Origin of the sequence: Robertmurraya sp. DFI.2.37 (assembly GCF_029211245.1) — a bacterium.
Classification (GTDB): Bacteria; Bacillota; Bacilli; order Bacillales; family Cytobacillaceae; genus Robertmurraya; species Robertmurraya methanolica_A.
Map to the genome: position 1 here is coordinate 51,166 of NZ_JARGEJ010000021.1, position 19,311 is coordinate 70,476.

The 19,311-nt window shown below is 37.9% G+C and carries 16 protein-coding genes; 3 read left to right on the top strand and 13 right to left on the bottom strand.

The genetic code is table 11. The annotated features are described in order from the left end of the window. The first annotated feature begins 40 nt into the window (after window positions 1–40). Both PZE06_RS13010 and PZE06_RS13015 read left to right on the top strand, forming a co-directional pair. Complete coding sequence (locus PZE06_RS13010; RefSeq protein WP_150916021.1) at window positions 41–1,177, top strand: DUF2515 domain-containing protein; 1,137 nt, start codon at window positions 41–43, stop codon at window positions 1,175–1,177. After that, the gene (locus PZE06_RS13015) at window positions 1,104–1,559 is read left to right on the top strand and encodes a CBO0543 family protein (RefSeq protein WP_225315211.1); all 456 of its coding nucleotides are present in this window, start codon (window positions 1,104–1,106) and stop codon (window positions 1,557–1,559) included. Before PZE06_RS13010 ends, PZE06_RS13015 begins: the two co-directional genes overlap by 74 nt. Here PZE06_RS13015 and PZE06_RS13020 read toward each other — a convergent pair. The 4 genes from PZE06_RS13020 to PZE06_RS13035 form a co-directional block, all read right to left on the bottom strand. Continuing rightward, window positions 1,556–2,413 carry a hydroxymethylglutaryl-CoA lyase gene (locus PZE06_RS13020; RefSeq protein ID WP_150916019.1) on the bottom strand — a complete coding sequence of 286 codons (858 nt, stop codon included), beginning with the start codon at window positions 2,411–2,413 and terminating at the stop codon, window positions 1,556–1,558. The two genes, PZE06_RS13015 and PZE06_RS13020, sit on opposite strands and share 4 nt — an antisense overlap. Window positions 2,414–2,472: 59 nt before the next feature. Beyond that, the gene (locus PZE06_RS13025; RefSeq protein ID WP_150916017.1) at window positions 2,473–3,843 is read right to left on the bottom strand and encodes an aldehyde dehydrogenase; all 1,371 of its coding nucleotides are present in this window, start codon (window positions 3,841–3,843) and stop codon (window positions 2,473–2,475) included. Between the two features lie 315 nt (window positions 3,844–4,158). Beyond that, window positions 4,159–4,929 (bottom strand): 3-hydroxyacyl-CoA dehydrogenase, encoded by a 771-nt coding sequence (locus tag PZE06_RS13030; protein WP_150916015.1) that lies wholly within the window; start codon window positions 4,927–4,929, stop codon window positions 4,159–4,161. A 39-nt stretch (window positions 4,930–4,968) separates the two neighbouring features. Next, on the bottom strand, window positions 4,969–6,117 hold the full coding sequence (locus PZE06_RS13035; protein WP_150916013.1) for a thiolase family protein: 1,149 nt from the start codon (window positions 6,115–6,117) through the stop codon (window positions 4,969–4,971). 234 nt (window positions 6,118–6,351) lie between these two features. On the opposite strand from PZE06_RS13035, the gene PZE06_RS13040 reads away from it, so the two are divergent. Continuing rightward, a complete protein-coding gene (locus tag PZE06_RS13040) occupies window positions 6,352–7,809 on the top strand; it encodes a sensor domain-containing diguanylate cyclase (protein WP_191963716.1) in 1,458 nt (485 codons plus the stop codon). Between the two features lie 34 nt (window positions 7,810–7,843). Here PZE06_RS13040 and PZE06_RS13045 read toward each other — a convergent pair whose 3' ends face one another. From PZE06_RS13045 to PZE06_RS13085, 9 genes are all read right to left on the bottom strand, one after another. Next, entirely contained in the window at window positions 7,844–8,092 is a 249-nt protein-coding gene (locus PZE06_RS13045) for a hypothetical protein (RefSeq protein ID WP_150916009.1), read from the bottom strand. 76 nt (window positions 8,093–8,168) lie between these two features. Next, a complete protein-coding gene (locus PZE06_RS13050; RefSeq protein ID WP_150916007.1) occupies window positions 8,169–8,768 on the bottom strand; it encodes a response regulator transcription factor in 600 nt (199 codons plus the stop codon). Next, window positions 8,765–9,898: a sensor histidine kinase gene (locus PZE06_RS13055; protein WP_150916005.1), complete on the bottom strand. Its 1,134-nt coding sequence runs from the start codon at window positions 9,896–9,898 to the stop codon at window positions 8,765–8,767. Before PZE06_RS13055 ends, PZE06_RS13050 begins: the two co-directional genes overlap by 4 nt. 91 nt (window positions 9,899–9,989) lie before the next feature. After that, window positions 9,990–11,015 carry a Delta(5) desaturase DesA gene (gene desA, locus PZE06_RS13060; protein ID WP_150916003.1) on the bottom strand — a complete coding sequence of 342 codons (1,026 nt, stop codon included), beginning with the start codon at window positions 11,013–11,015 and terminating at the stop codon, window positions 9,990–9,992. A 149-nt stretch (window positions 11,016–11,164) separates the two neighbouring features. Then, entirely contained in the window at window positions 11,165–13,081 is a 1,917-nt protein-coding gene (locus tag PZE06_RS13065; protein ID WP_150916001.1) for a glycoside hydrolase family 13 protein, read from the bottom strand. A 6-nt stretch (window positions 13,082–13,087) separates the two neighbouring features. Continuing rightward, a complete protein-coding gene (locus PZE06_RS13070) occupies window positions 13,088–15,511 on the bottom strand; it encodes a glycogen/starch/alpha-glucan phosphorylase (RefSeq protein ID WP_191963715.1) in 2,424 nt (807 codons plus the stop codon). Between the two features lie 157 nt (window positions 15,512–15,668). Then, a complete protein-coding gene (glgA, locus tag PZE06_RS13075) occupies window positions 15,669–17,261 on the bottom strand; it encodes a glycogen synthase GlgA (RefSeq protein WP_150915999.1) in 1,593 nt (530 codons plus the stop codon). A gap of 122 nt (window positions 17,262–17,383) precedes the next feature. Then, window positions 17,384–18,502 carry a glucose-1-phosphate adenylyltransferase subunit GlgD gene (gene glgD / locus PZE06_RS13080; RefSeq protein ID WP_150915997.1) on the bottom strand — a complete coding sequence of 373 codons (1,119 nt, stop codon included), beginning with the start codon at window positions 18,500–18,502 and terminating at the stop codon, window positions 17,384–17,386. Then, a complete protein-coding gene (locus PZE06_RS13085) occupies window positions 18,499–19,167 on the bottom strand; it encodes a GlgC family sugar phosphate nucleotidyltransferase (protein WP_225315210.1) in 669 nt (222 codons plus the stop codon). Before PZE06_RS13085 ends, glgD begins: the two co-directional genes overlap by 4 nt. Window positions 19,168–19,311: the final 144 nt, after the last annotated feature.

A 19,311-nucleotide genomic window follows, 5' to 3' on the forward strand; every position in this document is an offset into this window, starting at 1 on the left:
TCGCCTCAATCTGCAGCCAAAATAAAGGAGGAGTTGAAATTTGGGAAAGCTCTTCAATAACGAACCTAGCTCCCTTCCACAATCTTTAAAGCGCATTAAGAAAGAACTGCGGGCAAAATCGAAAAAATTCCCTCAGACTCCTTCTTTAAACGAAAAGAAAATCATTGAAAAAATTCAACTTCAAACACAAGAACTGAATGTAAATAATGTGACAAGAACAAAGGCCTATCTAGACTTCTATTTAAAACATCCTGAAATCCATTGGGCTTTTTTAGGACATATGGTTTCCAGAAATGGAGGCTGGAATATGACTGATTTAAAAGGAGGGTTTCTCACTAGGCTGCTTTCTCGCAAGGAAGCATTAAATTTTTTCAATTTTTTAGAAAGAGGTAATTGGCTAATCTTTCAAGATGCCTATCCACAGTTTCTGCTATATGAGGAAAGCTTAAGAATTGGAAAGAATCTCTTTTATCTACTACCCTTTTTTCATGTTTCGCAATTCATGGAAACCATCTGGAATGACTTTTGGTACTACCATGATCCTTCCATTTTAACGATATCGTTAATTATTAATGAACAAAGCTATTTAGAAAAAAGAGTGATTCATCATCCAACTTTCAAAAAAGAGGTATTTGATTCCTTGGAATTTATGCTACAGGACATCCTGTCCATGAATCATATTCTTTTCCCCTTCACGTCTTCAGGTCGTGTCAAACTCATTGGGGAAACACTTCATCATTTTCAAAGCTTGCATGAACGCATTCTCTTAGGAAAGAGACTCTATAAAATCTTATACGCAGACAAAAAGCGCCTGAGGCAAGTGTTACAATGGGCAAAACAAACACCTCATACTGGCTCAAGAAAGGATTATTGGCCAGATATTTTTAATTCAATTGAAGAAGTTGTCCCCGGCACTGAATTAAAAAGACGATTAAAAGGCTGCCAATTAATCGCGGGGGCATACCGTTTTTATAGCCCTTATTTAACTGTTGCCTGGAAAAATCAAACACATGAAAGTGCTGAACTAGGAGATTGGTATAAAAGCTGGAAAGTTGTCTACTATTTATTAGACGATCAAAAAATTGAAAATGGAGAGATCGAAAATGACTACTGTAAAAGCCTTGAAAGACTTGAACTCGCCGCCATCGCCAAAAAAGCGGTTTCACTTCTCGGTTAGTATCTTTGCAACGATATTATTAGCTACCTTAATTGGCACCTATTTAGATTTATTGTTTACGGGTATCGGGTTATACTCATTCCCAATGCGACCTTTCGCATCTATCTTTACGATCAATATTGTATTTACACTAATAGGCCTTCCACTATTCACTACACTATTCATTCTAATTTCTTTAAGGCTACATAAATGGTTAAAAATGATGTTCATGATCACGATCAGCACCTTAATGGCTGCCTTTGAAAAGTTTGCGGAGTCTATCGGCTTTTTTACTCATCATGATGATTGGCAGCACTATTACTCTTTTTATGGATACACAATCTATTTTATTTTTGTGCTACTATTCCACTATCTATTAGACAAGCAAATTAAAAATAGTTAACGGCTGGAAAGGCTTTTAGCAAACGAACTTAATTGCTTAAGCAGCTCGACATTTAAGTTCGTTTCACAGCCCATTTTTTCCAACATATTAACTAATTCTTCTGTTGCCACATTACCTGTAGCACCTGGTGAAAATGGGCATCCTCCTAGTCCTCCGATCGAACTATCAAATTTCGTAACCCCTGCCTGTAATGCTGCGATTACATTAGCCAAAGCCATTTTCTCTGTATCATGAAAATGTGCTACAAAACTTGTTTCTTGAAACAGTTCCCGAAGCTTTAAAAAACGTTCATACACTAATCTCGGATTTGCTTGACCATTTGTATCCCCAATATCTATTTCATCAACACCATATTTTATCAATGGTTTGCAAACATTTCGCACCTGCTCAAATGAAACGGCTCCTTCATATGGACAGAAGAAAGCCATTGAAACATAGCCCCTAACAAACATTCCCGCTTTTTTAGCCCGCTCAATCAAGCGCTTATATTCTGTTAACGAATCATCAATAGAACGATTAATGTTCTTGCGATTAAACGTCTCACTCGCCCCTATAAAAACAGCAATTTGCGGAACATGAACAAAAATCGCGCGCTCAAGTGCTTTCATATTAGGTGTCAGAGCAAGATAAGTCAATCCAAGCTCCTGTGAAAATCGAGCGATCTCCTCCGCATCACTCATTTGTGGAACCCATTTTGGATGAACAAATGACGCCGTTTCAATTCTAGAAAAGCCGCAATCTGCTAACCTTCTAATTAATTGTTTCTTTTTCGCGCTTGAAATCGGAATCGGTTCATTTTGCAAACCATCACGGGGACCGACTTCAATAATTTCCACCTCTTTTGGTACATACAATGGATAACCCTCCTTAAACTAGAAAAGTCCAACTATTACAAATGTATGCACCAAGTTCACTATTTAAAAACCATCTTTATATATTTTAAGCCATTCTTAAAATTAGGGTAAAGTAGGGGAATGTCAAATAAAGTCGTTTGCTTTAATATGCTCTTTTCATGGGAGAAAGTATTAAAACTCCCCTTTCCGTGATAAGCCCCAATACCGCTGTCTCCCACTCCACCAAACGGAAGGTATGGGTTTGCAATATGATAGACCGTATCATTTATACAACCTCCCCCGAAAGAGACTTGTTTCAGAAGCCGATCTTGAACATCGCTGCTCTCAGTAAATAAATAGAAAGCAAGCGGTTTTGGGCGATTCCGTATTTCTTCTACTGCTTCTGATAACTGGCGATACTCTAGAACAGGAAGAATTGGTCCGAAAATCTCATCCTCCATCACAGAATGATCCCATGTAATATCAGTAAGAACGGTTGGAGCAATCATTAATTTCTCCTCTGATGATTTTCCTCCATAGAAAATCTTTCCTTCGGATAAAAATGAGCAGAGCCTTTTAAAATGTCGCTCGCTCACGATTTTTGTATAATTTACATTTTTCAATGGCTCTTGACCATAAAGCTCGTTCACCGCTCCTTTTAAATACGCTAAAAACTCATCCTTCACTTTTTTATCTACATATACATAATCTGGAGCGATGCAGGTTTGACCCGCATTCATAAACTTCCCCCATGCAATCCTTTTTGCGGCAAGCTTTAAATTGGCATCCACGTGGACGATACATGGGCTTTTACCGCCTAGTTCCAAGGTGACTGGCGTCAAATGTTGAGCTGCGCTTTCCATTATTATCTTGCCAACTTGGACGCTCCCAGTAAAAAAGATATAATCGAAGTTTTCTTTTAAAAGAGCTTCACTCGTCTCCTTCCCTCCTTCGACAACGGCAATGTATTCCTCCGGAAAATGGCTGTTTATTAACTCAGCTAACACTAATGAAGTTCTTGGCGTGAGCTCTGACGGCTTTATAACGGCACAATTTCCTGCTGCAATAGCCCCGATTAGCGGAGCAACAGCCAACTGAAAGGGATAATTCCACGGAGCAATTATAAAGGCTACACCATATGGTTCAGGATAAATATAGCTTTTAGCACCAATATGGGTGAGCGGTGTTTTCACCTTTTTAGGTTTTGCCCAGGAACGGATATTTTTCAAAGTATAGCGGATTTCTTCTAAAACAATGCCGATCTCAGTTGAATACGCATCAAATTCAGATTTATTTAAATCTTCTTTTAAGCTTTGAATAAGCCTTTTCTCGCCTTCTCGAATCACTTGATTGAGTTTTTGCAAAGCCTTTATTCGAAAAGCTAGATTCTTTGTTGCACCTGTTTGAAAATAATTTCTTTGCTTTGATAGTAATTCGCTGTAATTTATCATTTCTTTTCATTCTCCTAAAACGTTATCATCATTGTAATCTTCATAATGATATTACCAAATAATTGACCAATTCATGTGCAAAATCTCTTGCAACAAGGAATTTATAGGGGAATATCCGTATCATGAGTGAGTAAGGATAAGTACGCAAGGTTACTTCGGAGGAGTACGAATCTGAGTGTATTCGAGCAAATATGCAAGGATACCGCTCGTCTCCAAAATGTAAATAAAAGACAATCAAGATGGCATCATTTCATTTGTCATCTTGATTGTCTTTTATTCCTTATTGTGAGTAATATCGTGACAAAGCCTACAACTTTATTTTGGCTGCATTCGGATCGCACCGTCAAGCCGAATCGTATCGCCATTAATCATCGGGTTTTCGATAATGCTAGTGACAAGCATGGCAAACTCTGCAGGATATCCTAACCTTGATGGAAATGGAACGATGGCACCAAGCGCCTCCCTTGCTTCAGCCGGCAAGGATGCAAATAAAGGAGTATCAATTAAACCTGGAGCGATGCTGACATTACGAATGCCATACGTAGCTAATTCCCGTGCAATCGGCAAGGTCATCCCTACAATACCACCTTTAGAGGCACTGTACGCAGCTTGACCAATCTGCCCTTCAAAAGCTGCTACAGAAGCTGTACTAATGATTACCCCCCTCTCGCCTTCCTCATTCGGTGAATTAGCTCTCATCCTCTCCGCAGCCAATCGAAGTACATTAAAGGTTCCGATTAAATTCACTTGAATTACTTTCGAAAATGTTGATAAATCGTGTGGTCCTTTTTTTCCCAATACTTTTCTCGCAAGCCCGATGCCTGCGCAATTAATGACCGAATGAATATTTCCGAATTTTTCCTCCGTTTTATTTAACGCTGCACGTACCTGCTCTTCATCGGTCACATCTGTCTTTATGTAAAGGACCTTATCCGAACCAAGCTTCTCTACTAGTGCTTTACCTTTATCACCTGCCAAATCCATGATTGCAGCAAAGCCTCCACCTTCGATAATTCTTGTGACAGTGGCTTCTCCTAATCCAGAAGCCCCACCTGTTACGATTGCGACCATTTTATTCAATTTCATAACACGTAACTCCCCCTAAACGAGCCTGCATTTTCACTTCTAGCATCGTTCTATAATGGTTGCATTCGCCATGCCTCCACCTTCACAAACTGCCTGCAAACCAAAGCGACCACCACTTCGTTCTAACTCATTCATCAATGTGATCATTAGTCTAGCTCCGCTTGCTCCAAGTGGATGACCTAACGCAATCGCACCTCCGTTTGGATTTAGCTTCTTTTGATCTGCTCCTAATTCCTTTAACCAAATGAGCGGCACTGGTGCAAATGCTTCATTCACTTCATAAGTATTGATGTCCTCAATGGATAGCCCAGCTTTTTTGAGCACCATTTTTGTTGCTTCAATCGGACCTGTCAACATTAATGTAGGGTCAGAGCCGACAACAGTGCGTGCAAGTACTTTACATTTTGGTTTAAGACCCAGTTCTTCCGCTTTTTCTTTAGACATTAATAACAGTACTGCCGCTCCATCACTCATTTGACTGGAATTCCCAGCATGAATTTTACCATTTTCCTTAAATACAGGCTTAAGTGACGCCAGTTTTTCGAGAGATGTATCTCTTCTTGGGCCTTCATCAAGGTCCACTAACTGTTTTGTACCATCCTCAAGCTTCACTTCTATCGGCATAATTTCATCGCAAAAGAATCCTTCATCATGAGCGCTCACTGCTCTTTGATGACTTTGCAGAGCGAATTCATCAAGCTCCTGACGGCTTAAATTCCATTTATCCGCAATTCGCTCAGCAGCGTGGCCTTGATGAATCATTTCATATTGCGAAGTTAACATCGGACTCCAAACAGATTCCTTTCTCGTTGAATTCATTGGTACTCGTGTCATGCTTTCCACACCGCCGGCAATGACAATGTCCATGTCTCCGCTTAAGATTGCTTGTGAAGCGAAATGAACAGCCTGCTGCCCGGAACCACATTGTCTATCAATCGTTGTACCAGGTACTTCAATAGGAAAACCTGCCATAAGAACAGCAGTGCGAGCTATGTTTACAGCTTGCTCTTCCACTTGTGAGACGCAACCTAAAATAACGTCATCGACTAAATTTTTAGTTATACCAGCTCGTTTGATTACTTCCTGCAAAACCAGGGCGGCTAGCTCATCAGGACGTGCATTTTTTAGCACACCATCTCTTTTTCCAAATGGCGTTCTTACTGCCTCGACAATAACTACTTCTCTCATAGAATATCCCCCTTAATGATTGACTACTAACGGAATATCAGCTCCCACTTGAAATTTATTCAACAGCATTACCTTTATTATAACATGATTAATTTAAATTTTCTGTAAATTAACCAGATAGTGAATTTTATTAATCTAGTAAATATCATCTGGACAACAATATTTCAAAAAAGATTTCATTCTATTCTGTATATGCTAAAATATTGTAAGACTGCGAAAAAAGGATGGAGAAACTTGCAAAATTTATTAAACAAATTAAAGCGTTTCATCTCAATACACAGAAAGAAAGCGCCTCTTGATTTTATCCATGAAAATAGCAGCCAGCTATTAAAGAGATTACATGTTGTCTCTATCATCCTTACAATCCTTTATATTTATTATTTTTTCGCAGATTTTGTCATGCTTAATCATTTGGAAAATAGGCAATTCCGCTACAATCTTATCGTGATTCATCTACTAAGTTTATTCATTTCAATTGTTTATATATGCATTTATCGACTGGTAAAAAATAACCAAGCATTCATAATCTCTAAAAAAGCAAATGTATTAATTTATATTTACATTTCAATGTATTTACTACTTGGTGTGGCAAGCTCTTTAAACAGCCAAAATTTAAGCGGCAATATCGATGCTTATATTACGATCGTTATCGGAGTTGCTGTTTTATTTCAAGTTCAGCCCGTGTCCCTCATCGCCATTTTATTGTTCTCACATATTCTTTTTTATATCGGACTCCATTACACCGTTCAGGATTTACCTAGTTTAGTCACAAAGCAAATCAATTCAACAGCGACCGTAATCGTTGCTCTCATTATTGGAATCATCTTCTATACAAATAAAAAAAGAGACTATTTTCATCAAGAAAATTTTGCAAAACTATTTGAAATTAACCCTTATCCTCTCATTCTTTCCAAAATTGAAGAAGGAGAACTATTAAAAATTAATCACCGTGCCTTTAAATTTTATGGAATTAATGAAAAAGATGTGAAGCATATACGTGCTGAAGAATTTTATAAAAACCAACAACAAAGGCAAGCGATTATAGAAGAACTAAAGAAAACAGGTTATATAAAAAATCAGATCATCGAGCAAAAAACGGCAAATGGAAACTATAGATGGGTGCAACTAAACTATGAACTAATCGACTATAAAGGCGATGAATGTATCCTCGCAGGTGTAACCGATATTACAGATTTAAAGGAAATGGAAGCTGAACTTGTCCACCATGCCTCCATTGATCCATTAACAGGGATTCAAAACCGGAGAAGCGGAATTCAGCTACTGAAAATGTTATTAACCGAGAGTGAAAGAGCAAAAGATTCCTTTGTTCTTTGTTTTATCGATGTAAATAATTTAAAAATCGTCAATGATCGCTTTGGACATGCAGAGGGGGATCGCTTAATAAAAACGGTGTGCCGTGTCATTGAAGAATCACTTGAGGATGCTGACCTTTTTTTTCGTTATGGAGGCGATGAATTTATTGTCGTTTTTAATGGAGCAGAGCTGGACGATGTAAAAAAACGCTGGAACATGATCGTCAAGCATCTAAGAGAATCATCACCAGCACTTTATGAAATCTCCGTTAGCCACGGCTTATTTCAATACGAGCCAAAAAGTGCGCTCACCCTTGAAGACATGATTAAACAGGCGGATGAGGATATGTACAAAGAAAAACGATTATTAAAAAGTTGATTTTAAAAAAAGGAGGAAAACTTCCTCCTTTTTTCTAGCCAATCTCCTCTTCAGTTTGGACATCTTGTATGAATTGTCTTTTATTAGCAATCTGGGTGAGCTCAGTTCTTTTCAGTAAATAGTGAAGGTGTTGGAGCGGCATAGAGCCATGCCCCTTCCCATCACCTAATATAAACTGTACTGTTTGTCCGCTTATATTAGTGATTGTTAAAGCTCTGGCTGAATTATAATATCCCTTAATTTCCTTTGAAATTTGAAACTTTGTTCCGATTTCAATTGCCATACACACTACTCCTTTTTAAAGTAGTATGCCCGTAAAAAAGATAATTTCATACATTTTCCAGCCTTGTTATGAATTGTTATTTAAACCAGCCCTTTTCTTTAAAATGGGTTATCGCTTCGATCCTGTTTTTTACATCTAATTTATCAAGTATTGTTGAGATATAATTACGAACAGTACCGGTTTTTATACTGAGTTCCTCAGCAATTTCTTTAGTATTCCTTCCATCGGCGACAAGCTCAAGAACTTCTAACTCCCGATCAGTAAGGGGATTTTCACCAGCATAAATATCATCCATTAGTTCTGGAGCGTACACCCTTCTCCCAGACATGACATCACGAATTGACTTTGCTAGTTCTTCGCTCGGACTATCCTTAAGCAAATACCCTTTAACTCCTGCTTTTAACGCTCGCTGAAAATAACCTGACCGGGCAAAAGTGGTAAGGATCATAATATTACAATCTAATCCTTTCATTTCTTCCGCTGCTTCTAATCCACTTTTCTCAGGCATTTCAATATCCATTAAACAAATATCCGGTTTCAATTGGTGAACGAGCTGAATGGCCTCTTCTCCATTCGTCGCTTTTCCGACAATCTCAATATCATCCTCCAAGTTAAGCAAGGAGCCTAATGCTCCAAGAAGCATACGTTGATCCTCCGCAATAACAATCCTGATCATGTTCTAATTCCCTCCCTTATATTTTTTATATTCGGCACAGTCATGATAATCATGGTTCCATTTCTCGTAACAATTTCTAAACTTCCGTTTACAAATTCTAACCGTTCTCTAATTCCCAAAAGGCCGCTGCCTTTATCACCATCAATTCGTTCTTTTATCCCGATGCCGTTGTCAGACACTTCAATTCGAATGTCATTTATGGATTGTGAGATAAGAATTTTGCAAGTAGATGCTTTACTATGTTTAACCACATTTGTTACAATTTCCTTCAAACACATACTTAATATATTTTCTAAAAAGAGCGAAACATTGCTTAAAGGCTCTTTTTGTTCTATCACAAGTTCAATTTCGGCTGCATCCAACAATCTTCGCACTTCCATCAGTTCATCCCTTAGACGAATTCCTCTCATCGATGACACCATTTTCCGTACCTCATTTAAAGCTTGCCGTGAGGTTTGCTGAATATCTTTTAATTCAGCTCTTGCTTGTTCAGGATCTTTATAGACAAGCTTTCTCGCTAAATCGGATTTCAAACCAATTAATGAAAGCCTTTGTCCCAAAGTATCATGAAGGTCTCGAGCGATGCGCTGCCGCTCCTCTTGTTTCACCAGCTCGGCGATCCTCTTGTTGGCATCCTCCAGTTGTTCTTCGAGCTTTCCTTGCTTCATTTTATTGTAAAGATTAAAAGGAAGTAAAATAACGCTAATCCAAATAATGATCACAAATGGAAGTTGCTCAAGAAACAAACTCTTTTGCATGACTAAATTATAATTAATCGCAATTGTAGTACAGACTAAATGAATGACATATAAAGTTAGAAAAGCAATTCGATTTCGTATATTCCCATTATAATAGGCAATATAAAAGGCAAAATAGATGAAATCAAATAATATCGTCATCGTCATCGATATGCTAATTAAAATGACGGTCCATACATATACCGGCCATTTTTTTGATAAAAAAGCAAAGCGATACGAAATAAAAAATGTTGCCGTTAACAAAAGTCCTATGATAATTTCAATTGTTGAAGACGATTGAAAAATAAAGTAAAACGGTAAGATGCTTATAATCGTCCATATATAAGGGGAAATACCTGAAAATTTTTGTTTGAGCATTTGCTTATTAATCATATATCAATCCTTAGTTTTTATGACTTTCTCCAAATTTTATCACATTTATAATAGAAAATAGTCGTTCCATTTCTAGAACGACTTACATTTTTTATAATTCTGGTGAAACTCTTGCTTTATTTGCTTTTTTTGCTTTTAATTCCTTAAAGCCTACAAACTTCTTTTCTGTTTCATCCCAAAGATGGAATTTAATTGATTCAATGCTTGTTGCTAATGTCACCGTCGGCACGTTTTGCAGAGGTGGCGTGTTTTCATGCGCCTGTTCAAGCTTATAATTTGGAATACGCGGACTTAAATGGTGAACATGGTGGTAGCCGATATTACCTGTGAACCATTGCAATGCCTTTGGAAGCTTGTAAAAAGAACTCCCTTCAACTGCCGCACGAACATATTCCCAATTTTCATCTTCCTCAAAATAAGAATCTTCAAATGTATGCTGAACATAAAACAACCATATTCCCGCAGCGCCTGAAACCATGAAAATCGTTCCTTGAATGAGAAGGAATGATTGCCAGCCAAGAGTAAAAGATAATAAAATAACTAGCCCCACGATCGCGACATTCGTTACATACGTATTGATTCGCTCTTTTTTACGAGCCCCTTTACGATTAAAGCGGTTTTCAATTAAAAATTTATAAATCGGACCTAGAACAAACATTACAAAAGGATTGCGATACAGGCGATATTTAATTTTTGTCCATCTGTCTGCCTCTAAATATTCATCAACCGTTAGCATCCATATATCGCCTGTACCACGCTTATCTAAATTCGAGCTTGTCGCATGATGTACAGAATGGTCATGCTGCCATTGGCGATAAGGGAATAATGTTAATATTCCAGTAATCGTTCCTAAAATATCATTCGCTTTGCGGTTTTTGAAAAAAGAGTAGTGACAGCAATCATGGAAAATGATGAATACTCTCACTAAAAAGCCTGCAGCGATAACAGACAAAATAACAGTTAACACATATGAAATGGATAAGGATTGATAAGCTAGTATCCACAACAAAAAGAATGGCACAATTGTATTTCCAATTTGAAGGATACTATTTTTAGTAGTGGACTTTTCAAATGGAGCCATTTGTTTTCGAAGATTTCTTTGCTTTTCTTTTATCATGCATTTGCATCCCTTCGTCATTTGTTTTTTTTATCATAACAAAGGCTATAAATTATACTAGACATAGTTGTCATGGTGTATACATGATAAATGTCATAAATCAATCGATTTTCACAAAAAAATCCCTCACTCTGCAATAGAGCGAAGGACTAGCAAAGGCTTTTTTTTCCTAAAAAACAAACTGTATTCGGTTCCATCATATATTCATCACTGACATCTCTATTTTGTAATAAATCGACGTATGGAGCAGTAATTTCAATTTGAAAAGGGATGTCAGACCGATTTACACCGACAATCACTTTTTCTAGACCATTAAATCTTTGAAAAAGAAAAACCTGTTCTTTCGCATAAAGCGTTTCATATTGACCTTCTTTAAAGACGCTCCATTGTTTCCGTATTGTTCCTAAGCTTTTGTACCAATGTTGCAATGTCTTTTCTTCTTTCCCCCACGGAAAACAGCGACGATTAAAGGGGTCCTCATAACCTTCCAAACCTGCTTCATCTCCATAATAAATACAAGGTACCCCCGGTAACGTCATTTGGATTAGACTAGCCATTTTTAACAAATGAATGGCTTCCTTCCGCTCACTCGCCGACATGTTCATTTGCGCCTGCTGTTCCCGTGGTGCGTCTTGAACAATCCTCCCGCCCAATGCCGTTAAAATTCTTTTTGTATCATGCGTACCAAGCATGTTCATCAAGCAATGAACGACACAGGAAGGATAATGTTGCAATATAGTGGTCACAACTTCATGAAGCTTTTCAGCATCACCGTTTCGGACAAATTGGATAATGGCATCCATAAAAGGATAATTCATGATGCTGTCCATTTGTTCTCCCAATAAATAACGACGACGTTTTCCATAGGACATTTTATAGGAGGCGTCTTCCCAAACTTCACCAATTAACAGTGTTTCTTGATCGTAACTTTTGGCCGCCTTGCGAAAAGCTTCAATAAAGGTATCAGGCAATTCATCTAGCACATCAAGCCTCCATCCTGATGCCCCAAGCTTTAACCACTTCCGTGCAATTCCCTCAGTCCCCGTAATAAATTGCAGAAAATCAGGATCATCCTCATTTACTGCTGGTAAAGTATCTATTCCCCACCAGCTCTCATATTTGTCTGGATATTCAATAAAAGTAAACCATGAGAAATATGGCGATTCTTTCGATTGAAAGGCTCCAATACTATCGTATGTTCCATTTTTATTAAAATAGATGCTATCAGAGCCGGTATGATTAAACACACCGTCCAAGACAATTCGAATCCCCCGTTTTTTCCCTTCTTTACAAAGCAAGTGAAAATCCTCTATAGAACCAAACATCGAATCAATTTTTGTAAAATCGCCAGTATCATATTTATGATTGGAGTAGGCTTCGAAAATGGGACTTAAATAGATGCACGTTACCCCTAATTGTTGAAGATAATCCAATTTTTCTAGTACCCCCTTCAAGTTCCCGCCAAAAAAATCATTGTTAACTATCTCCCCCTTCTCATTAGGCAAATACACAGGGGTACCGCCCCAATCCTCTCGTAAGACGACATTCTCCTTCGCTGTTGAAACTCCAACCCGTGCAAAACGATCAACAAAGATATGATAAAAAAGACCGCCTTTTATCCAATTAGGGGTTGTAAAATGGCGATTATACACGATTAGCGGCCAAGACGGCGGCTCATGATTAGCTACAACAATTGACAGCCCTTCTTTTCCAACATAAAAAGTTTGCGATAATGTCTCTAGTTGAAAGTAATACCAGTTTAATCCCCGCTTATTCACTTTAATTACTTTTGTATAGACGTCGTGCCCACGGTTTATTCCGCTCCAGTCCATATTCAGATATTTGTAACGATTTTCCTCATCGTCAATCCATACTAGCGTCGCTTTCCTTATCGATTGAGCCCTAGAGATTTCTATTTCAAAATCAATTGTTGTGTCGGCTGGAACAGCACCAGCCGGATAGCGAAAATTGCCTTCGGTAAAACGTGAGCGGATTTGTTCCTTCACGCTGACAGCCCCTTCTTTCTTTGCTTTATCTTTCAATTCAATGACCTTTTTTAAATTCAATTTTCGTTACACTAAAGTCGGTATATTCCATATTTTATTCGTGTATTCTTGAATGCTCCTATCAGCTGCAAAACGTTCAGCTCCAGCAATATTGATTAACGATTTTTGACTCCATCTAATTCGATCATGGTACGCACCAAGCAGCTGCTTGTATACTTCTAAATAACTTTCGAAATCAGCAAGACACATATAAGGATCACCAATGCCATAATCCCCTACCAATAAGTAGCGATAGATGGATTCGAACGATTCTCCATTAAATCCATGGCGCAAATACTCCACTACCCTATGTATCTTTTCATTGTTGTGATAATATGAGGATGCTGCATAACCTTCCTTCCATTTGTTCTCAACTTCCTTTGCAGTCATTCCGAAAATAAAAATATTCTCTTTTCCTACTGCTTCATAAATTTCAACATTGGCTCCATCCATCGTTCCGAATGTGAGCGCCCCGTTAATCATCATCTTCATATTTCCTGTACCGCTCGCTTCTTTCCCAGCAAGGGAAATTTGCTCACTAACATCAGCAGCTGGCAATAATCTCTCCGCCATTGTGACATCGTAATTTTCTAAGAAGACTATGCGAATTTTATCTCTTATTGATGCATCCTTTTCAATCTCGATACTCAAATTCCAAATTAATCGAATCACTTCTTTGGCCGTATAATATCCTGGAGCTGCTTTTGCCGCAAACAAAAATGTCTGCGGAGGAAGGGACAAATTTGGCTCATCCTTTAAATCTAAATAGAGGGAGATGATTTTTAATGCATTAAGCAACTGGCGCTTATATTCATGCAACCGTTTTGCTTGCACGACAAAGATTGATTGAGGGTCGATCACTATCCCATTTTGATGGAGCTGGTCGGAAAAACGAACTTTATTTTCCTGCTTGATCGCTTGCAGCCTTGTGAGAACTTCTTTATTTCCATAAAAATTGCGGAATTTCCCAAGTTGGCTAGCATCTTTCTTATAATCTGGACCAATGCAATCATCGAGAAGCTGGATTAAGAGCGGATTCGATTGACAGAGCCACCTTCGATGTGCAATCCCATTCGTTACACTAATAAATTTCTTAGCATCGACTCGATAAAAATCAGAAAAAAGCTGCTTTTGAATGATCTCCGAATGCAGCTTTGATACGCCATTTACATGGGACGATCCAATTACACATAAATTTGCCATCCTCACTTGACTATGACTAATGATCGACATCCGCTCAATCCGCTCCCAATCTCCTGGATATCGTTTCCACAATTCTTGACAATAGCTTTCATTCAAACCTTTAATAATTCCATAAATACGCGGCAATTGTCTTTTAATTAGATCCTCCGGCCATGTCTCCAACGCTTCGGATAACACCGTATGATTCGTATAACTAACCGTTTTTTTTACCAGCTGATATGCTCTTTGCCAACTATAGTGATAGTCGTCAACAAGTATCCGCATGAGTTCAGGAATACAAAGGGCAGGATGTGTATCATTTATATGAATAGCTACTTTTTCACTAAAATTATCTAACGTCTCATACTGTTGCAAATGCTCTGCAATAATATCCTGTACAGTTGCTGAAACAAGAAAATATTGTTGTTTTAAACGAAGAGTTTTCCCTTCAAAATGATTATCGGATGGATATAAAACCTTACAAATAACCTCAGCATTCATTTTCTCTGTCATAGCACGATCATAATCACCACTGGAAAATGAACTCATGTCAAAATTATTTAAATCTCTTGCTCGCCAAAGCCGTAAAATCGCAACCCCTTCTGAATCTAGACCAGAAATCATTAAATCATATGGAACGGCTTCAACTTCATCATAATTAAGATGTTTAATTTGCAACCCTTCTTCTGTCCAATTTTCCTCAACATTTCCATTAAATCGCACATGACAGACAAGATCATTTCGTTGGTTTAACCACACATGACCACCTGGTAGCCAAATATCAGGCAGCTCCATTTGCCAGCCATCAACAATTTTTTGCTTGAAAAGTCCATACTCATAACAAATCGAATACCCTGTTGCAGGGTATTCTAGTGTTGCTAATGAATCCATAAAACATGAAGCAAGTCTGCCCAGCCCACCATTGCCTAGGCCTGGGTCAGGCTCCTCATTATAAAGATCCTCTAAGTCAAAATTCCATTGTTTCAACACATCACGAAATACATCCTCTAATCCTAAATTATATAAATTATTTTTAAGAGAACGTCCTACAAGAAACTCCATGCAAAGATAATAGACTTTCTTTGCTTGGCTCTCTTTAATTTTTTGATTAAATTTTGTGCGTTTCTCTGATAATAACTCGAGAATAGTTCTAGCACAGCTTTTATACATTTGAGCGCGATCTGCTTCATCTATTGAAAGTCCATAATGCCTTGATAATTTATTCTCTATCAGCGCTCTTAACTCTTCCTTGGTCATGTTGTTTTCCATGGAGATACCTCCTGTCAAAACGAGTTTTATTGTTTATGACAACATCTTGTTCTTACAGTGACTAATTGAAAGCACGCAAATATCTCCTTTTGCCAAAGCTCTTTTCAATGTTCATTTTCCTTACCAGAATCGCTGTGCATAAAATTGGATATGTCCACTACACATGAACCCCATTTAAATTTAAATATATCTTTTCGTACTCCTTCGCTGATTTTTCCCAGCTATAATTGAGATTCATCACCCATTTAAGTAGTGAATCCCAATTTTCTTCATTTTCATAGGCTTCTAATCCGCGCTTAATCGCAGCGAACAAATCATCACTGTTATACTGTTCAAACACAAAACCGTTACCCTCACCAGTCGAGCAATCTTGAATCGTATCACGCAAACCTCCAACTGCATGAACAATAGGAACCGTTCCGTATCTTAAAGCAATCATTTGTGCCAATCCACAAGGCTCACTTTGTGAAGGCATTAGGAAGAAGTCTGCACCAGCATAAATTTTTCTTGCTAAATCTTGATTAAAACTAATCAGTGCCGCGACCTTACCTTGATATTGTTCTTGGATCCAGCGAAAATAATCCTCATACTTTCTCTCGCCAATTCCTAAAACGATTACTTGAACTTGTTCATTCATCAATTTCTCCATCACCGCTGTGACTAAATCAAGCCCTTTATGTGGAACAAGTCTGCTTACAATCGCGAGTAATGGAACTTTTTCATCCGCAGGAAGATTAACAAGCTTTTGAAGTTGAAGCTTATTTTCTCTTTTTTTATCAAGTGAATTTCGATCATATTTCGTAAATAAGGCACTATCTGTCTGGGGATTATAGAGCTCTGTATCGATTCCGTTTAAGATACCTGACAGCTTTTTTTCATTCCTTTGAATAATTGAAGCCAGCCCTTTAGCAAAATAATCGTATCTTAATTCAATTGCATAGCTAGGACTTACTGTATTTACTTGATGGGCCGTTTCTATAGCAGCTTTCATTAAATTAACGGCACCGTTATATTCTAGAAATGCCACTGCTTCTTTGGGCAAACCAATAATGTCGTCAATTATGCTTAAATCATGTATTCCTTGATATTCAATATTATGAATGGTAAAAAGGGACTTCATGCCCAAATCGTGGTGGGTAAAATGAAGATAAACTGGAATCAAAGCCGTTTGCCAATCATGGCAATGGATAATTGACGGTTGAAAATTCATCAAATGGATGCTTTCCAGCACTGCTTTACTAAAAAAAGCAAACCGCTCTCCATCATCTCCATAACCATAAGGAACCGTTCTTCTGAAATAAAACTCATTGTCAATAAAATAATAAATAACACCGTTCTTTTCGATTTGAAAAACGCCACAATATTGCTTCCTCCATGAAAGAGATACGTCAAAATGGCCAATAAACTCCAATTGTCTTCTATCCTCTGGACGAATCGTCTCATATAATGGAAGCACTACCCGTATATCGAATTGGTGACTATCTTCTTTCATAATAGCTTTCGGAAGGGAACCGATAACCTCTCCAAGGCCGCCCGTTACAAAAAATGGCGCTCCTTCCGAAGCTGCTATTAATATCTTAATCTTATCTCTCCCATGACTATCTTCTGGCGTTTCTTTCACACTCTTTCTCCTAATGGAGACATTGCTGCTCCCCCGCTCTACCAACCTATCATTGACCATTTTCACTTGCCAATTTACATTGTTTTCAGTTTTCAACCGCTCATCATTGACAATCTCCTGCTTCCTCATTTCCCTTCACCACCAAAGGATTCCAATTTTTTTAATATCTCAACCCTTGTTGAACAGCAATCATTGTCGCTGTTCCTCTATAAACAGCCGTTTAGCTGCCTTCAATTTATCAACTTTAAAATTTATATAATTGCTCCTTTATCAATATAAAATGGATGGGTTTGATGTCCGCACAACATCCTATTTTCGCCAATAATGACATTTTTATCGGTCACAATATGGTTTAATGTAGCATTAATCCCGATTTCGCTATCCTGCATTACAATGCTGTTGCTTACTGTTGCACCACTTTTAATTTTTACACCTCGAAAAACAACAGAATTTTTGACTGTTCCATTGATGATGCAACCATCAGCAATGATGGAGTTTTCAACGATCGCGTTCACTCCGTATTTACTCGGAGCTGAATCGTTAACACTTGTGTAAATTGGACGATAAACTTTCCGAAAAAGATCCTCTCGTACCGCCAGCTTTAGAAGATCCAAATTGCATTTCAAATAGCTTTCTAGCGAATCTATATATTCCGAATATTCCTTGAATTCAATCCCTTTTATTGTTATATCTGCCGAAAACTCTTTGCAATAATCACTCAATCGTTTATATCCGTAGTGGACAGCCTTGAGAATATGTCTTTTTAAAAAATCCTTTTGTAAAATGATGGTTCCTAAAAATAAGGCATCGCCTTTCTTCGCTTTACTTGAGTCCTTGACCGTTACTATTCTTTCGTTTTCATCCAATTCTAATAGTGCTCGCATTCCTTTCCAACAAACGTATTCGCTGCTTCTTTTATATAAAACAGATACATCAGCATTTTGCGCAATATGGTTATGAAGAAGATCTGCATAGGAGATATTCCCAACAACATCGCAATCAGATAAAATAACGTATTTTTCATCTGTTTTATCCAAGTAATACATAATTCCTTTTAATGTTTCTAAGCGGTTATCAATGGGAGTTACCCCATCAGAATCATCACCATAAGGCTGAATCACACGAATCCCGCCTCTTTTTCGCGCCAAATCCCAAGCCTTTCCTGTCCCAATGTGATCGATCATATTTTGGTAATTTCTCTTTGCGATAATCCCAATTTTATTAATGCCAGAGTTTGTCATATTTGAAAGCACAAAATCAATAAGACGATATCTTCCGCCAAAGGGTACCGTGGCCATAATTCTTTTTTTTGTAATCTCAGGTACATGTTTATCGTCAATATTAGAGAAGACGAGCCCTACTGCATTCATTCGACAACCCCTCTTTCAATAAAGTTAGCATGTATGGTACCCTCTGTTTTTCGGGTAATTGCAAAACCTTTAGCTACAGGTTTTTCTAGATACTTTATATACATATTGCTGTCGATGATTTCGCCGCCATGGATGAACGTATCCTCCTTAACCTTTACACCACTTCCTAAAACCGTCAGCTCTCCTCCATTTACTTTCTCTTCACCAATTTTCACATTTTGACCAACTTGAACACCTACATCAACGATACTGTAAGCAATTGATGCCCCTTCTTTTATATGAGTATTCCTCATCACAACACTATCCTTTACTACCGCTCCTTTCTCAACTGTTACTCCGCTAAAGAGAACTGAGTTTACTACCGTGCCATGAATTTCACAGCCCTCTGCGATCACACTGTTTGCCACCGTAGCCCCTTTCCCAATATAATGAGGATGATCAGGGTAGTGCCGATAACTAATTTTCCATTTATGATCATTCAAGTCGAGCTTTGGGGATGTTCCTAGTAGATCCATATTCGCCTCCCATAAGGACTGCAATGTTCCTACGTCCTTCCAGTACCCTTGAAACGGATAAGCATATAATTTTTCACCGCCTTGAAGCATTGCTGGGATGACATTTTTGCCAAAATCTTTTGACGAATATTCATCGGCCTCATCCTCCATTAAATAGCGATATAATGCCTCCCTCTATAAATATTGATATATCAACGGTTTGAACCGCTGTTGGAGTGCCAAAAAAATATTTTTCGACACGATTCCTAATAAAATTTACCTAATATGTTAAACTATTCCAATACATAGATACGC

What these genes read in the sequence shown, in the direction of transcription:
- PZE06_RS13035 (WP_150916013.1), bottom strand. Translation starts at nt 6,117, where the DNA reads ATGAGAGAAGTAGTTATTGTCGAGGCAGTAAGAACGCCATTTGGAAAA.
- PZE06_RS13045 (WP_150916009.1), bottom strand. Translation starts at nt 8,092, where the DNA reads ATGGCAATTGAAATCGGAACAAAGTTTCAAATTTCAAAGGAAATTAAG.
- desA (WP_150916003.1), bottom strand. Translation starts at nt 11,015, where the DNA reads ATGATAAAAGAAAAGCAAAGAAATCTTCGAAAACAAATGGCTCCATTT.
- glgA (WP_150915999.1), bottom strand. Translation starts at nt 17,261, where the DNA reads ATGAGGAAGCAGGAGATTGTCAATGATGAGCGGTTGAAAACTGAAAAC.
- PZE06_RS13070 (WP_191963715.1), bottom strand. Translation starts at nt 15,511, where the DNA reads ATGGAAAACAACATGACCAAGGAAGAGTTAAGAGCGCTGATAGAGAAT.
- glgD (WP_150915997.1), bottom strand. Translation starts at nt 18,502, where the DNA reads ATGAATGCAGTAGGGCTCGTCTTCTCTAATATTGACGATAAACATGTA.
- PZE06_RS13085 (WP_225315210.1), bottom strand. Translation starts at nt 19,167, where the DNA reads ATGGAGGATGAGGCCGATGAATATTCGTCAAAAGATTTTGGCAAAAAT.
- PZE06_RS13025 (WP_150916017.1), bottom strand. Translation starts at nt 3,843, where the DNA reads ATGATAAATTACAGCGAATTACTATCAAAGCAAAGAAATTATTTTCAA.
- PZE06_RS13050 (WP_150916007.1), bottom strand. Translation starts at nt 8,768, where the DNA reads ATGATCAGGATTGTTATTGCGGAGGATCAACGTATGCTTCTTGGAGCA.
- PZE06_RS13015 (WP_225315211.1), top strand. Translation starts at nt 1,104, where the DNA reads ATGACTACTGTAAAAGCCTTGAAAGACTTGAACTCGCCGCCATCGCCA.
- PZE06_RS13030 (WP_150916015.1), bottom strand. Translation starts at nt 4,929, where the DNA reads ATGAAATTGAATAAAATGGTCGCAATCGTAACAGGTGGGGCTTCTGGA.
- PZE06_RS13055 (WP_150916005.1), bottom strand. Translation starts at nt 9,898, where the DNA reads ATGATTAATAAGCAAATGCTCAAACAAAAATTTTCAGGTATTTCCCCT.